The sequence below is a fragment of the Candidatus Avelusimicrobium alvi genome (assembly GCF_958451995.1).
GTDB classification, from domain to species: Bacteria; Elusimicrobiota; Elusimicrobia; order Elusimicrobiales; family Elusimicrobiaceae; genus Avelusimicrobium; species Avelusimicrobium alvi.
Genome location: NZ_CAUDSG010000034.1, coordinates 1 through 15238 on the forward strand (window position 1 = coordinate 1; position 15238 = coordinate 15238).

The 15238-nt window shown below is 56.4% G+C and carries 11 protein-coding genes; 4 read left to right on the plus strand and 7 right to left on the minus strand.

Features of this window, described 5'->3' with window-relative positions; genetic code table 11:
* Window positions 1-299: 299 nt before the first annotated feature.
* The 3 genes from ACQY36_RS06575 to ACQY36_RS06585 form a co-directional block, all read right to left on the minus strand.
* Window positions 300-1355, minus strand: coding sequence for an FAD-binding protein (locus ACQY36_RS06575; protein WP_428078447.1), 1056 nt, complete (start codon window positions 1353-1355; stop codon window positions 300-302).
* 50 nt (window positions 1356-1405) lie between these two features.
* Complete coding sequence (locus ACQY36_RS06580) at window positions 1406-3337, minus strand: NAD(+) synthase (protein WP_428078449.1); 1932 nt, start codon at window positions 3335-3337, stop codon at window positions 1406-1408.
* A 111-nt stretch (window positions 3338-3448) separates the two neighbouring features.
* Window positions 3449-5938: a heavy metal translocating P-type ATPase gene (locus ACQY36_RS06585; RefSeq protein WP_428078452.1), complete on the minus strand. Its 2490-nt coding sequence runs from the start codon at window positions 5936-5938 to the stop codon at window positions 3449-3451.
* Window positions 5939-6082: 144 nt separating this feature from the next.
* On the opposite strand from ACQY36_RS06585, the gene ACQY36_RS06590 reads away from it, so the two are divergent.
* The 4 genes from ACQY36_RS06590 to ACQY36_RS06605 all read left to right on the plus strand — a co-directional run bounded on the left by ACQY36_RS06590 (window position 6083) and on the right by ACQY36_RS06605 (window position 10316).
* Window positions 6083-6991 (plus strand): hypothetical protein, encoded by a 909-nt coding sequence (locus tag ACQY36_RS06590; RefSeq protein ID WP_428071895.1) that lies wholly within the window; start codon window positions 6083-6085, stop codon window positions 6989-6991.
* Between the two features lie 46 nt (window positions 6992-7037).
* Window positions 7038-8138 carry a linear amide C-N hydrolase gene (locus ACQY36_RS06595; RefSeq protein WP_428078454.1) on the plus strand — a complete coding sequence of 367 codons (1101 nt, stop codon included), beginning with the start codon at window positions 7038-7040 and terminating at the stop codon, window positions 8136-8138.
* A 199-nt stretch (window positions 8139-8337) separates the two neighbouring features.
* Complete coding sequence (locus ACQY36_RS06600) at window positions 8338-8943, plus strand: GNAT family N-acetyltransferase (RefSeq protein WP_428056073.1); 606 nt, start codon at window positions 8338-8340, stop codon at window positions 8941-8943.
* Between the two features lie 77 nt (window positions 8944-9020).
* Window positions 9021-10316, plus strand: coding sequence for a CNNM domain-containing protein (locus ACQY36_RS06605; RefSeq protein ID WP_428072080.1), 1296 nt, complete (start codon window positions 9021-9023; stop codon window positions 10314-10316).
* A gap of 62 nt (window positions 10317-10378) precedes the next feature.
* Here the strand turns inward: ACQY36_RS06605 and ACQY36_RS06610 are convergent, their stop codons facing one another.
* From ACQY36_RS06610 to ACQY36_RS06625, 4 genes are all read right to left on the minus strand, one after another.
* Window positions 10379-10978, minus strand: a complete 600-nt coding sequence (locus ACQY36_RS06610; protein WP_428078456.1) for an HAD family hydrolase — start codon at window positions 10976-10978, stop codon at window positions 10379-10381.
* A 108-nt stretch (window positions 10979-11086) separates the two neighbouring features.
* Entirely contained in the window at window positions 11087-12103 is a 1017-nt protein-coding gene (locus tag ACQY36_RS06615; RefSeq protein WP_428056067.1) for an adenylosuccinate synthetase, read from the minus strand.
* Window positions 12096-13490, minus strand: a complete 1395-nt coding sequence (gene purB, locus ACQY36_RS06620; RefSeq protein ID WP_428078457.1) for an adenylosuccinate lyase — start codon at window positions 13488-13490, stop codon at window positions 12096-12098. The genes ACQY36_RS06615 and purB overlap by 8 nt, the downstream gene beginning before the upstream one ends.
* Window positions 13491-13806: 316 nt before the next feature.
* The gene (locus ACQY36_RS06625; RefSeq protein WP_428078459.1) at window positions 13807-15036 is read right to left on the minus strand and encodes a hypothetical protein; all 1230 of its coding nucleotides are present in this window, start codon (window positions 15034-15036) and stop codon (window positions 13807-13809) included.
* Between the last annotated feature and the right edge of the window lie 202 nt (window positions 15037-15238).

Consider the following 15238-nt stretch of genomic DNA (forward strand, 5'->3'; position numbering starts at 1 on the left):
GCGTAAAACGGATTTTATAGACGGGCTAAGGCCGGAGCAACAACGGCAACAACACGGCTAAGACCTGCTTAAAACGGCAACAACACAGCCCGAAAAGCCGCCCGCAGAGTGCGGGGGCAGGGCCCGGAGCCTGAGCTCCCTTCTCTGGCCTGGCCAGGGTCCGGCAAAATACGGTACTTTTAGATACTTGGGAGAGAAACATTCGGGGACGCAAAAGTTTTCTGGGAGCGGTTCTTTGTCTGCACGGCCGGAAAGGCCCCCGGGGCCGACACAGCCGGGGATTTTAAACGGTTATCCGTTTAGCGGATAATGCGGATGCTTTGCACGCCGCTTTTCATTACATATTTGCGCAAAAAGGGCCAGTACATAAACGGACATTTCAGCAGTTTGCCCCACAATTTTACACGCAGGCCGAATGTACCCCGCGCATAGCGGCGGTGTTCTTCCGCCCCCGGTTCTGCGCCCAGCGACTGCGCCAAACGCCGCGCACTTATAAGCGCGCTGGAAATGCCTTCCAGACTGCTGGGGCTGATAAGGCCGGCGGCCTCGCCGATTAAAAATACGCCCTTTTCCCCCAGGCAAAACTCATTCCACCCCGCCGGCCGCAGGACGCGGCAGGCCTCGGTTTTAACAGGCGCGCCAAATTGAAACCCGTATTTTTCAAGCGCCTGTTTCTGCCGCTCAAACCGCGCGCGGCAGTCCTGCGCCGGGTAAGCCCCGCCAAAGATAAAATAACCGTCCTTAGAGACGGACCACGAGTAGCAGTCCGTTTGGGCAGGGTCAAAAATACAGGAATAAAACGGGCTCTTGTGCGTTTCTTTAAACCATTGTTGCACGGCCACGTACGAGCGGATTTGATGCGCGGGAAAAAACGTCCGGCGCACGAGCGAGTCCGCGCCGTCGGCCCCCGCCACGCGTTTGGCGCGCGCGGTTTGGGTTTGCCCGTTTTGTACAAACGTAACGGTAAATGCGCCGTCCGCGTCCCTTGTAATATCCGTTACCCACGCGTCTTCTTTTACTTCCGCCGAAGAGGGAATGAGCGACATCAGCCAGCGGTCAAACTTATCCCTGTCCATATTCACGTAAAACCGCTGGTAGTGGCGGCAAAGCCCGGTGGAAAGATCAAGGGTTCGTACAGAAAACAGCTGGGGGTCCACCAGCACGGATTTGGGGAGCGTCAAATCAAAACGTGCCAGGGCTTTCTGCGCGTCCGGCGCCAGCAGTCCGCCGCAGGGCTTTTTAAAACCACCGGGCCGCGAAGCTTTTTTATCCAAACACAGCACTTTCCGCCCGGCCAAAAGCCGCGCCAGGGTGCTGCCCGCTGGCCCCAGGCCGATGATAACCACGTCAAACATCCGTCGTCCTCCCTAAAAAGAACCGCCGCTTATAAAGGCGGCGGTAAAAATTAACGCAGGTTTTCGGCTTCCGCCAGCCAGGCTTCCGCGCTGGCGTCGCTGGGCATACGCCAGTCCCCCCGCGGGGAGAGCGACACCGAGCCCACCTTCGGGCCGTCCGGCAGGCAGGAGCGTTTAAACTGCTGGGCGAAAAAGCGGCGGAAAAATACTTTCAGCCATTTTTTAATCACGCCCGGCGCAAATTTTTTATCAAACGCCTGCTTGGCCAAAAAGTAAATTTTGGCGGGGCCGAACCCGTAGCGAAGGAAATAAAACAGAAAGAAATCGTGCAGCTCATACGGGCCCACCAAGTCCTCGGTTTTCTGGGAAATGGCGCCGTTTTCGGCGGCGGGCAGCAGCTCGGGGCTGATGGGCGTATCCACAATATCCGCCAGAACGGCCTGCGTTTTTTTGCCCGTTTCGTGCTGTGCGGCCCACGCCACCAGCGAACGCACCAGCGTTTTCGGCACGCCCGTGTTTACGCCGTACATGGACATATGGTCCCCGTTGTACGTCGCCCAGCCTAAAGCCAGTTCGGATAAATCCCCCGTCCCGATGACCAGGCCGCCCGTTTGGTTGGCAATATCCATCAGCACCTGGGTGCGTTCGCGCGCCTGGGTGTTTTCGTAGGTGATATCTTTGTTTTTCTCGTCGTGGCCGATATCGCAGAAATGCTGGCGGCAGGCTTGGGTAATGTCCACCTCCCGCACGGTTACGCCCAGGTTTTTCATCAGCGTCAGCGCGTTTTGGTAGGTGCGGTCCGTAGTGCCGAAGCCGGGCATCGTTACGCCGATAATGCCTTTGCGCGGCAGGTCCAGCCGGTCAAACGTTTTGGCGCACACCAACAGCGCCAGCGTGGAATCCAGCCCGCCCGACACGCCGATAACCGCCGTCTTGGCGCGCGCATGCGCCAGGCGCGTGGCCAGGCCGGTTACCTGAATGTTGAAAATTTCCTGGCAGTTCTCCTCCAGCATACTGCCTTTGGGCACAAACGGCAGGGGAGACACCGCGCGGGACAAACTCATCACCGGCGCGGGCGGCATACCCGTTTCAATCAGTTCATACGGCTCGGCGGCTTCGTAGGCCGCGTCGGAGCGGAACGTCGTGCTGGCCATACGTTCGGCGCGCAGGCGTTCCACGTCAATCTCGGCGGAAACCAGCTGCGCCTCCTGCGAGAACCGCTGTGAAAAAGCCAGCGGCGTGCCGTTTTCGTAAATCAGCGCGTTGGAGCCGAACACCACATCGGTCGTGGACTCGCCGAACCCGCTGGAAGCGTACACATACCCGCACAGGCACCGGGCCGACTGCTGGCCCACCAAACTGCGCACATAGGCGTTTTTGCCCGCGAGCGCATTGCTGGCGGAAAGATTAAAAATAACGTCCGCCCCCTGCAGGCTGAGCCGCGAAGACGGCGGCACGACGGACCATAAATCTTCGCAAATCTCTACGCCAAACTTCATCCCGCCCGCTTCAAACAACAAATCCGTTCCGGCGGGTACGCGGCGGCCGCACAAATCCACTTCGCCGCCCCCCCATTCCAAAGACGACGTAAACCAACGCTGTTCGTAAAATTCTTTATAATTGGGCAGGCAGGTTTTGGGAATAACACCCAAAATCTCCCCACGGTAACATACGGCGGCCGCATTCAGTAAAGCGCTCCCCGCCGCCACCGGCAGGCCGACAATAAAAACAATATCCTGCCCTTCCGTCCGGCGCAAGAGGGCGGCCAGCACGCGTTCGGCGGCGTTAATAAGCAAGGGTTTTAAAAACAAATCTCCGCAGGTATACCCGGTCAGGCACAGCTCCGGGAACACTACGGCGCGCACGCCTTCCTGCGCGGCGCGCGCAATTAATTCTTCCAGCTGGGCGGCGTTATAGGCGGGATCCGCCACTTTTACGGACGGCACGCCCGCCGCCACCTTGACAAACCCGAAATGGTTCATAGGGAACGCTCCTTGTCCAGTACGGCTTTTATTTATTCTATCAATTCTGGCGCAAGAAAGCGGCCGGGCCCTGAAAACGCCCGGCCGCCCATAAAACTTACGCCCGCCGGCCTAACGCACGGCCACTACTTCGTAACCGGCGTCCCGCACCGCTTTTTTAAGGGCTTCTTCTTCCACCGGGCCGGCCGATTCCACCACCGCCGCTTTCCGGCTTAAATCCACGTGCGCGCGCACGCCCGGCAGCGCGTTTAAGGCGCGTTCCACGCGGCCGGCGCAGTGCGAACAGACCATGCCTTCAATAATCAATGTTTTCTGCATTTTGTTTCCCCCTTGTTTTCTTTTTTCAGATACGCGCGCGGGCTTAAAAAACCGCAGACGCAGCGCGTTGGTTACCACGCAGACGGAGCTTAAACTCATCGCCGCCGCGGCAAACATCGGGCTGAGTTTCCACCCGAACGGCAGGTACAAAACTCCCGCCGCCAGCGGAATGCCCAGCACGTTGTAAAAGAACGCCCAAAATAAATTTTGTTTGACGTTGCGCAGCACCGCGCGGCTTAACTGCAAAGCGGTGGCGACGCCCGTCAAATCGTCTTTCATCAGCACGATATCGGCCGATTCCACGGCTACGTCCGTCCCCGCGCCCAGCGCCAGGCCCACGTCCGCGCGCACCAAAGCGGGCGCGTCGTTTACGCCGTCCCCGGCCATCGCCACGGTTTCGCCTTCGTCCTGCAGGCGGCGCACCACGGCTTCTTTCTCCTGCGGCAGTACGCCCGCAATCACGCGGTCAATCCCCACCGTTTCGCCCACGCGGCGGGCGGTGAGTTCATTATCCCCGGTCAGCAGAATGACTTTTAAGCGCATCCGCTTCAGCAAATACACCGCATCCGCCGAAGAGGGTTTAATCGTGTCCGAAAAGGAAATAACGCCCAAAAAGCGGTTCCCGCGCACGAAAAACAGCGGCGTGCGCCCGGCCTGCGCTTCGGCGGCCATCAGGCTGTCCCCGTCCGGCACGTCCACGCCCAGCTCGCGCATCCATTTTAAATTGCCGCCGGCCAGCCGGTCTTTTCCTTCCTGCGCCTGTACGCCGCGCCCCGGCAGGAGTTCAAAGCCCGAAGCCTGAAAAAGCGGCGCGTTTTTTTCGTCCGCATACGCCGTCAGCGCGCGCGCAAACGGATGCTGGGAAAAATGTTCCAACGAAGCGGCCTGGCTGACGAGTTCTTCCTCGGTAACGCCGGGAGCGGCAATCACTTTGGCCACCCGCATCCGCCCGGAAGTAACGGTGCCCGTCTTGTCCAGCACCACGGTGGTTACTTTATGCGCCCGCTCCAGCGCGGCGGCGGATTTAACCAAAATGCCGTGGCGTGCGGCGGCCCCGGTGCCCACCATCACGGCCGTAGGCGTAGCCAGCCCCAGTGCGCACGGGCAGGAAATCACAAGAACGGAAATAGCCGCCGAGATGGAAAACGCCACGCCCATTCCCTGCGCGAGCCACACCACAAGCGTCAAAAGCGCCACCGCTATCACCGCCGGCACAAATACTGCGCTCACGCGGTCGGCCAGTTTGGCGATGGGAGCCTTGGTGCCCGCGGCTTCTTCCACCAGCGTAATAATTTGCGCGAGCACGGTGTCTTTTCCCGTACGCTCCACGCGAAATTCCACATATCCGCTGGCCAGCACCGTCCCCGCCGCCAGCTCCATGCCGATTTGTTTGTCCTGCGGCACGCTTTCGCCGGTCAGGGCCGATTCGTCCGCCGCGCCGCCACCGTCCGTAATCACGCCGTCAGCCGCAATTCTCTCCCCGGCGCGTACGATTACCGTATCTCCGGGCACGAGCCCCTGCACGGGGATTTTTACTTCTTTGCCGTCCCGCAGCACCGACGCTTCCGGCGGCACCAGCCGCACGAGGGCGGAAATAGCGTCCGACGTTTTCACCTTGGCGCGCGCTTCCAGCCATTTGCCCAGCGTAACTAAGGTTAAAATCATGGCCGCCGATTCAAAATATAAGTTGGCTGCCGCGGCTGAAGCGGCGGCCGCATCCACGCCCATTAAATAAACAACGTCAAACAGCACCCACGCGCCCGATACCGCCGCCGCGCCGGAACCCAGCGCAATCAGGCTGTCCATATTCGGCGCGCCCGCGAACAGACGTTTAAAGCCGTTGGTAAAAAATTTACGGTTTAAAAACAGCACGGGCAGCGTCAGCAGAAACTGCGTCAGCGCGAACAAACCCGGGTTATGCGCCGCCGCGTGCGGCAGCGGCAGAGAAACCATATGCCCCATGGATACGTACATCAGCGGCAGTAAAAATCCGACCGAACCCCAAAAACGGCGTTTAACGCGCAGGGCTTCCTCTCTGGCGGCCCGCTGGGGCGACGCGGCGGGCGCATCCTCCCCCGGCGCCGAAGCGTCGTAGCCCGCGCCGCGCACGGCGGCGACGATGTCCTGCACGCCCAGGCGGTCCTCGTCGTACTCCGCCGTCAGCGTGTTTTGCAGTAAATTTACCGCCGCGGAATGCACGCCGGGCAGTTTGGCGACCGCACGCTCCACATGCGCCTGGCAGGCGGAACAGGTCATACCGGTAATATTAAATTTTTTCTTCATAGAAACTCCCCCTATGTTAAAGGATATACTTATCGTCGGGGAGTGTCAAGGCGGAAGAAAGACTAGTCCGCTTTCTAACCCAAATGAGCGTATGCGTTTTGCCGGAAGGGTTTTTATAATATCCGTATACAGGGGGATATGTGTATGGATTGGGTCATACCGGGTATTTTATACGCTTTTTTTAACGCGGCGGTCATCTTCGCCAATGCGAAGTACCGCCTGGACGCCAACCTGCTCGGCATTTGGCGCGGCTTCGGCGGGTTTTTGCTGGCGTTTCCTTTTGCGTTTTTTGTGCCGTTTCCCAAAGACGTGTGGTTCTGGACGTTTGCCGCCCTGCAGGGCCTGATGGTGGGGTATTACGATTATAAATTGTTCTCCGCCTCCAAACGCTTCGGCGCGGGCGGTACGGCTATGATGACGGTGATGGCTATTGCGCTTAGCGTGTTTTTATGGTGGCTGATTGATTTTAAGCGTTTGGACGCCTTGGTCCACGCGCCGAAGGTGTTTATCCCCATTCTGCTGGCGGTGGCCGGCGCGGCGGCGGGATACGTTAAAATGAGCGGCTCCGGGCCAGACCGGAAGACGCTGCTTAAATATATGGCGCCGGCGGTGGCGGTGCTGTCCTGCATGACGCTTAACAGCAAAAATATAGTGCTTAAAGAGCCGCTGTCTTCCGTCATTGTTTATTATATGCTGATTGTAGGCGCGGTCGGCGGCCTGTTTAATGCAACGGGTTATCTGCGTACGGCTTCCGATAAAAGCTTCCGCGCTTTTATAAAACTGGCCGGTACGCGCACGGCCGTAACGGGCGGTCTGGCGGTGCTGGCGGCCAGCGCCCTGTTGATGGTAAGCAAGAACGCCGCCATGCTGCACATACCGAATCCCGGCTATTTAAACGCGCTTGCCTTAACCAGCCCGCTGTGGATTTTGTGGATGAACCGCACCATGGGCATTCATACGCGCGTGAATATAAAAGCCGCGCTGTTTACGCTTGTTTGCATCGGCGCGCTGGTGTACTTTGCCGACGCGCCGCTGCCGCCCATGCCGTATTAACGGGGGCGCGGACGGGCTAAAAAAACAATACTGGAAGGGGAAAGATATGAACAAAACAAACAGTCTTATCACGGGAGCCGCGCTGCTGGCGGCCGTCTGCCTGCCGGCGGCATTGCCGGCCTGCACGGGCATTTCGTTCGCCGCGGCGGACGGCACGCAAATTCAGGCGCGCACGATTGAGTGGGGCGGGTACGATTTAAACAGCAAGCTGGTGGTCCTGCCGCGCAGGATGGGCAACGTTTCCTATACGCCCCAGGGCAAGAACGGCCTGGCCTGGAATAACAAGTACGGCGCCGTCGGCGCGAGCACGGTGATGGAGGAATTTGTTACCGAAGGCGTGAACGAAAAAGGCCTTAATGCGGGGATTTTTTATTTTCCGCATTACGGAAGCCTCGCGCCCTATAATCCGCGCAAAGCCAAAAAATCCGTCAGCGACGGGGAACTCGTGCGCTGGATGCTCACTAATTTTGCCACGGTGGACGAAGTGCTAAACGGACTTAAAAAGATTGAAATCATCCCCATCGGTGAACCGGGGCCGGACGGGATTTCCAACACCGGGCACTGGCGCATTGCGGACGCCTCGGGCCGGAGCGTGGTATTGGAAATCACCAACAAAGGGGAACGCCGCGTGTACGAAAACAAAGTGGGCATACTCACCAATTCGCCCGATTACCCGTGGCAGGAAACCAACCTGAATAATTATGTCAACCTGCACGCCGGAGCCGCCGACACGCGGGACGTAAACGGCGTACGCTTGTTTCCATTCGGCGCGGGCTCGGCGCTGTTGGGCCTGCCGGGGGACGTTACGCCGCCTTCGCGCTTTGTGCGGGCGTTTTTCTGGCTCCACAGCGCACCGGCGGCGCCGGACGCATACGGCGGCATCACGCAGGCGTTCCATATCCTTAATAACTTTGACATTCCCATCGGTTCCGAATTTGCCGCCGGCGAAAAAATACCCAATCTGCCCAGCGCCACCCAGTGGACCAGCGCGGCCGACCTGACCCATCCGGCGTTCTATTACCGCACCATGTATAATTCCCAAATCCGAAAAGTGGATTTAACGAAAATAGATTTTGATACGGTAACTTATACGGTGCGCCCGCTGGACGAGGTCCCGCGCGAACCGATGGAAGAACTGACGTTCTGAGCGTTTTTTGCCCGCCCTTACGCGCCCGCCTCTTTGCCGGGCGCGTTTTTGCGCCCGGGCGGGGGTTGCCTTTGTCCGCTTTAACTGCTAGCCTATAGATAGGGCACCCGGGCCGCCCCGAACCGTTGCACAACGGTGTTCTTTGAAAATTTCGCAAAAAACCAGAAACGCCATCGCAGCGTTTATAAAGGAGGACTTTATGTCTCTGTATATAACCAAAGCGACCGATACAGACTTTTGCGCCATTTACGAGGATATGCAGCAGCAATTCCCGTATGTGGAAATAAAGGCCAAAGAAACATTCCTTACTTTCCTCTGCGCCACCGATTACCACATCTGGCTGGCCAAAGACGACCAAGACGGAAAGACCCAAAACGTAGGGTATATGCTTGTTTGGCTTGATAAGGTGAAAAATCTTTTATGGTTGGAGTATATTGCCGTATTTAAGGAATACCACAACCGCGGGGTGGGCAGCCAAATGCTGCGCGCGCTGAAAGAACTTTATCCTAAGGCAAAAGGCTGTTTTTTGGAACTTGAAAAAGCGGAACCGGGCGTGGAGAACATCCGCCGGCGCGTAGCTTTCTATACGCGCAAAGGCGCGTTCCCGCTGAATATCCGCTATTTTTATCCCCAGCGTACGGGCGCGCTGGAGCTGGATTTGTATTTCCTGCCGTTTAAGCCGGGGCTTCACTCGCTGCCCCTGCAGGAAGCCATGCACTCCATCCGCAACGCCTATCATACGCTGCACCGTAACGTTCCGCACGCGCGGGATTTGCTGCGCCGCATTACGCCGCTTGCCGCGTAAACGCTATTCAAGGTCTCCCCTTTTTCAGAGGGGAGGCCTTCTTTTTTCCCCTCCGGTTTTTTGCTACACTATATACAATGACGATACTTATCATCATCCTCATGTTGGTTTTAAACGCCCTGCTGGCGGCTTACGAAATGGCCCTGGCATCCGTGTCGCGAACGAAACTGTCCATCCTCTCCCAGGAAAAACGCCTGGGCGCCGAACAGGCCCTCTATATGAAAGACCATATGGAAGGCAGCCTGGCCGTGGTGCAAATCGGCATTACGCTGGTAGGCGCGGTGGCCGCGGCCGCCGGCGGCGCGGGCGCGGACGAAATGTTCTCCCCCGTGCTTCAGGAATGGCTCTCCATCCCCAAACGCCTGGCCGACGCGCTGGCCGTGGCGGTGGTGGTCATCCCGCTGAGCTTTATTACCATCGTATTTGCGGAGCTTACGCCCAAAACGTTTGCCATTAAAAATAAAGAATTTGTGGTGTTAAAATTCTCCCCGGTTATGCGGGTGCTGTACACGGTGCTGTCCCCCATCGTGGTGATTATGGAAACGATGGTCCGCTTTTTCACCAAAAAATCCTTTACCAAAACACCGGACCCGAAAGAAGCCCAAAAAGCCGCTATGGCCGATTTACGCACCGCGGCGGCCATCGCTTCTTCCTCGCGGCTGTTCGGCAAGGCGGAAGAGAAAATCGTGCTTTCCAGCGCGATGTTCTGCATCCGCAAAATCCGCGAAATCCAAGTGCCGCTGGACCAGGTGTATATGCTGGACGCGGCGGACTCCATCGCCGATACGTTTATCAAAGCCCATCTGGATATGCACACCCGCTTCCCGGTGCGCGAAAACCCGCAGGACCCGCAGAGCATTGTGGGGTACTTAAACTTTAAAGATATTTTTCTTTCCACCAAAATGGCGAGCGGTTCGCCCACGTCCGCGCGCACCATCATCCGCCCCATCCTGCGCCTGGATGCGGACACCATCATCTCCGCCGCGCTGGAAAAGCTGATGAAAAGCAAACAGCATATCTGCCTCGTAACGGAAGGAAATACCATCACCGGCATTCTGACGCTGGAAGATATTTTTGAAGAAATGGTGGGCGAAATTGAAGACGAGTACGACTTTTTCCCCGCCTACATCCGCCCGTTCGGCGCGTCTCTGGTGGCCAGCGCCAGCGCCAAAATGGCGGACGTGTTTCAGCAGCTGGGCGTGCCCGCGCCGCAAGACCTGCCGGCGAATATCAACGTAGTCCAGTGGGCGGAAAAACAGCTGGGCCGCGAACTGGGCAAGAACGATAAAATCAAAGCCGGCGGCCTGTGGATGGACCCGCGCAAATTCCGCCGCCACAAATTAATGGAAGTGCTGGTAAGCAAAGCCGATTAAGTTCCGTTAAATACAAAACCCCCGGAGCGTTAGCCCCGGGGGTTCTTTTTGCCGCGTAAATTTTATAACAGACCGCGCCGCATCAGTTCCGCGTGCAAAGCGTCCGGGCTTTTAAACAGGATAGCGTCAAAACCCAGGTTGGCGGCGGCCGCCACGTTGGCCGCGTTGTCGTCAATAAACACGCAGTCCGGCGAGTGTAGGTTGAATTTCTCTAACAAGCGCGCGTAAATGGCCGGGTCCGGCTTGACCAGGCGTTCTTCTCCCGACACTAAAATGCCGTCCATCTGCCGCAGAAAATCATATTTTTCTTTGGCGACGGGAAACGTTTCGGCGGACCAGTTTGTCAGCGCGTAAATGCGGTAGCCTTTGTCTTTCAGTTCGCGCCACAGGGCCACGGTGCCTTTGATGGGACCGCCGAGCATTTCTTCCCAGCGGGCGTAATAATCGTCAATCTGCGCGGCGTATTTGGGGTACTTCTCTTTTGCCAAAGCGAGTCCTTCCGCAAACGGACGGCCCGCATCCTGCTGCGTGTTCCACTGCGGGGTGCACACATTGGAGAGGAACCATTCCATCTCTTCCGGCGAAGCAAAAATTTTTTTATACAAATGGCGCGGGTTCCAATCAATCAGAACGCCGCCTAAATCAAAAACGATATCTTTCATAGTATTCCCCCTGTTTTTATTATAACTTCTCGGCGAAACAAACGCAACACGCGCGCGGGAATGAAAAACCCCGCTTTTACAAGCGGGGTTTTAAATGGAAAAAACAGCTTACAGCACCAAGGTGTCTTCCATATCCGGGCCGGTGGAAACCAGCGCCACCTGCGGGTGCGGATACACTTCGGCGGACAGCCGTTTTAAGCTCTCCAAAAACGCTTGGGCTTCGGGCGTAAAGTCTTCGTATTTTTTCACGCGGTCGTTGCCCGGAAACATATCAATGTGCGTAATCGCGATTTTCGTGCATCCGTTAATCATAATCGCGCGCGCGGCGGAACGCTTTTCAAACGCGCCGATACGGCGCAGGCGTTTGCTGACGCTTCCGATTTCGTGCCCTTTGGTGTGGTAGCGTTCCAGTTCTTTTTCGTCGGTCAGTTCCCGCTCAAGCGGCCCGGGGCCCACGCGCGTGATGTAGGGTTTGAACACTACGTACACGTCCCGCACGCCTTTGGGGCCGAGGCCGGCTTCGCCCAAAAAAGTACATGCGGTGGTGTCGCGCGACGTAACGAACGGATATTCGCCGTGCAGAAGCGAGAGCTTAATCCCCTGCGTGCCTTCCAGCAGGATTTGACCGCCTTTGTCCAGACATCCGTTTAAAAGTTCCGGCACGTCCTGAATAAAATCTTTTAAAAGCGGTTCGTCTTTGGCAAACGTAATGCTGCGCCGTTCAATGCGGTCGCGCACCGCCTGGCCGAGCCCCGTCCCCACGCTGCCGATGTGTTCCATAAAATGCGAAGCGTTCTTTTCGGCGGCGGTTTGCTCGTCGGAAATCAGCACGGCATACGGGTCAATGATTAAACGGTCCCGCGTGCCGGTAACTTTCAGCTCCTCCAACAGCCACTGCGTTTTGGTATACGCGCCCGCGCCCAGCACCAATTTGGTTTTGGGATTTAAAAACCCGGACGGGATATTTTTAAGCGTATACGATTTGCCGTTTTGCACCACGGTGTGCCCGGCGTTGGGCCCGCCCACGCGCACGCAGTAATCATAATCCCCTTTGTAAGACAAATAAGCGGAAATCTTTCCTTTTCCCTCATCGCCGGCTTGGCCGCCGCAGACAATATCAATCATACTTTCCCTCCGCAAGATCGGCCGCCCGCCCGAGATAGTTTTCGGGCGTGAGCGCGCGCAGTCTTGACTTGGTCGGCCCGTCAACGGCCAACCCTTCTATAAATTCGTGAAACAACGCCGCCGTCATTTTTTTCCCGCGCGTAAAATCGCGCAGGGTTTCGTACGCGTTTTTGTATCCCGCCGCGCGAAGCACGGTTTGCACGGCTTCGGCCAGCACTTCGGGATGGGCGTTTAATTCTTCGCGCGCGGCGGCGCGGTCAAAAGCTGTTTTTTCAAGCCCCTTGGCGGCGGACTGGTACGCCGTCAGCGCATAGCCGAACGCCACCGCCATATTGCGAAGCACCGTGGAGTCCGACAAATCCCGCTGAAGGCGGGACACGGGCAGCTTGCGCGAAAACAGTTCAAACAAAGCGTCCGCCAGCTGCAAATTTCCTTCGGCGTTTTCAAAATCAATCGGGTTTACTTTTTGCGGCATGGTGGAAGAACCCACTTCCCCGCGGACTGCTTTCTGCCGCACCAGCCCGGCGGAAATATACTGCCACATATCCCGGCAGAAATCCTGCAAAATCACGTCCGCGCGGCGCAGGTTGTCAAACAGTTCGGCGTAGCTGTCGCGGTTGTCCACCTGTGTGGAAACCGGGCTTAAAAAAAGTTTTATTTTGCGGCCTTTGTTAAGCGCCGCCGCCAGACGCCGGGCCGCGCGCGGCCAGTTGACGGCGGGAAACGCCGCATAATGCGCGTTGTAATGCCCCGCCGCGCCGGCAAATTTAAACGAAATTTCACGCGTTTTAAGCGCGCGGATTTGGCGCGCCAGCCGCTCGGCGAATACGCGCATTTCTTTGCCAAAGGTGGTCGGAACGGCGGGCTGGCCGTGCGTACGCGCCAGCAAAACCGAACGCGCCTCTTTTTTAGCCAGCTTAGCCAGTTCTTTTTGCAAAGTTTCCAAAGCGGGCAGCAGGGCTTTTTCCAGCCCGTCTGACAATAACACCGCATACGCCGCGCTGTTGACGTCTTCACTCGTCAGCGCGAAGTGCAGCCATTCCAGGCGGTCTTTTAAAGAAGTATTTTTTAAACGGAGTTTTAAAAAGTATTCCACGGCTTTTACGTCGTGTTTGGTGGGCGGGATGTTTTGGCAGCCGTCAAATTCCAGCGCGCGCAGGACGTCCAAATCTTTTTCGGAAAGGGTACAGACGTCCGCCAGCAGTTTCCGCTCCGAAGCGGAAAGCGGTTTAAAACCGGGAAGGTTTAATTGGGAAAGGATTTCAAACCAGGCAACCTCCGCGCGCACGCGGGATGCAGTAAAGGCGGCCTCGCTCATCACACTTCTGAGCGCGCCCAGTCTGCCGCTGTAGCGGCCGTCCAACGGGCACAGCGCCGGTATTTTCATAATTATATTTTAGCAAATTTGGCCCGAACGCACCCGGCGCATATGCCCCGGGCCAAGCGGAAAATCAGCGGCCCTGCAGCAAGAAACTGTCGTACGTTTTGCCGTTGGCCACGCATTGTGCGTCGCCCCCGGCATACCGTAAACGGGGAACACCGCTGAAAATTTAAAACGCACATTAAAATAAAACCCGCTAAATAATGTTTTTAAACTCCCCATTCCGGCGGGGATTTGTATGAGCAAAAATAAACCGTGCCCGTTAAATGCCAAGAACCCGGGCTCCGTTTGGAACCCGGGTTCTTGGTTCTTATAGATACAATTATTCGCTCACGCAGGTAAGCACTTGGCCGGTGCCGGAAGCGTTATTACAGCTGGTGCCGGAACTATATTTATAGGTACCGTTCACACAGCCGGGAACGCTTTTGGAAATCAGGCACTTATACGAGCAGGAAGAAGCCCCCGCCGTGCACTGGGAATCACAAATAGACTGATAATCACTCCCGTTACATGCCGGCATAGAGCCCCCGGAAAAATATCTGTTGTTCAATTGTCCGCCCATATAGCTCCCCCCTTCCCAAAACAGCCACCGCTCGGCGGCCGTATCCGTCTTGGGGGATTTAACCAGCGACCCGCCTTGATAGAACTCATATGTATGCACACAACACGGCTTCTCACTGCTGTAACAAATCACATTGGCAGGATAATTGTCCCACCCGGTGTTGTAACAATTATAAGGATCCGCATCCGGGTCCGAACATTCTTTGCGCCAATAGCGGTTTCCTCCACCTGAGTCAGGCGTATAATGACAATTCACCAGTACGCCTATGTCTATCACTTTCGGGCTGAACTTGCCTATGCATTTCCCGTTCTTTAAAATCATATTGCTCGGACAAGTGCAGCTGCAGTCCGTGTCATCCCACGTCCCTTTAGAAGACGTGCACGCCGTCGCTTCCGACGCTACACACCGCACTTTCGTCTTTAATAAATACGACGTATACGAATTACTCCCCGTCGTACTTCCGTCCGATTTATAATCTTTCGTGTAGATATTGCTCCATTCCAGCTCGTCATTATTGCCGCTCCCGCTGGTTTGCACCTGCGAGGGAATCGTCAAACTGCCAGCTTTCGCGCCTTTTACCTTCATACTGCTCATATACAGCGTATCAGTCACTTGGCTCTTAGCCGATGAAGCGCCCGACACCGTGGCCGTGTTCGCCAGCAGACGCCCTCCTGTTACTTCGCTGTTGTTATTGACGCTAAGCGTGCCCGAAATGCGGTACTCTTTTATATTACCGCCCAGGGTTGTATTCGCTTTTAAGTTTAAGCTCTGCAGATAAGTGTCCGCTCCTTTAAGTGCTACTGTACCGGCAGAGGAACGCGTATTGCAAAAGTTTAACAATGGTACGGACGTGGTGGCGCTGTAGTCCGCAGTTTCCAGCTGGGCGAACGTGCCCAAGGGAGACGATAACGTCGTAACGAACTTCATCTCTTCGGCGTGTAACACACACGCGCCGGAAAGTAAAACTAAGACGGTTAAAACTCGTTTCATAGAAACTCCTTCCATCCTTACGGGAATGGCCTAAATATCCCCTTAGAAAAGAGTTTAAGCAAGGTATGCGAGGGGATACGACCCAATAGGTCTTCCCCCAATTTATCAAAAAAAAAAAACAATACAAGCCCCCTTCCAGGGGACGGTTCTCTATGCGGGTACATCCGACTAATTGAGCCACACTGTTTAAACAATGTTGCCA

What these genes read in the sequence shown, in the direction of transcription:
- ACQY36_RS06575 (WP_428078447.1), bottom strand. Translation starts at nt 1,355, where the DNA reads ATGTTTGACGTGGTTATCATCGGCCTGGGGCCAGCGGGCAGCACCCTG.
- ACQY36_RS06580 (WP_428078449.1), bottom strand. Translation starts at nt 3,337, where the DNA reads ATGAACCATTTCGGGTTTGTCAAGGTGGCGGCGGGCGTGCCGTCCGTA.
- ACQY36_RS06585 (WP_428078452.1), bottom strand. Translation starts at nt 5,938, where the DNA reads ATGAAGAAAAAATTTAATATTACCGGTATGACCTGTTCCGCCTGCCAG.
- ACQY36_RS06590 (WP_428071895.1), top strand. Translation starts at nt 6,083, where the DNA reads ATGGATTGGGTCATACCGGGTATTTTATACGCTTTTTTTAACGCGGCG.
- ACQY36_RS06595 (WP_428078454.1), top strand. Translation starts at nt 7,038, where the DNA reads ATGAACAAAACAAACAGTCTTATCACGGGAGCCGCGCTGCTGGCGGCC.
- ACQY36_RS06600 (WP_428056073.1), top strand. Translation starts at nt 8,338, where the DNA reads ATGTCTCTGTATATAACCAAAGCGACCGATACAGACTTTTGCGCCATT.
- ACQY36_RS06605 (WP_428072080.1), top strand. Translation starts at nt 9,021, where the DNA reads ATGACGATACTTATCATCATCCTCATGTTGGTTTTAAACGCCCTGCTG.
- ACQY36_RS06610 (WP_428078456.1), bottom strand. Translation starts at nt 10,978, where the DNA reads ATGAAAGATATCGTTTTTGATTTAGGCGGCGTTCTGATTGATTGGAAC.
- ACQY36_RS06615 (WP_428056067.1), bottom strand. Translation starts at nt 12,103, where the DNA reads ATGATTGATATTGTCTGCGGCGGCCAAGCCGGCGATGAGGGAAAAGGA.
- purB (WP_428078457.1), bottom strand. Translation starts at nt 13,490, where the DNA reads ATGAAAATACCGGCGCTGTGCCCGTTGGACGGCCGCTACAGCGGCAGA.
- ACQY36_RS06625 (WP_428078459.1), bottom strand. Translation starts at nt 15,036, where the DNA reads ATGAAACGAGTTTTAACCGTCTTAGTTTTACTTTCCGGCGCGTGTGTG.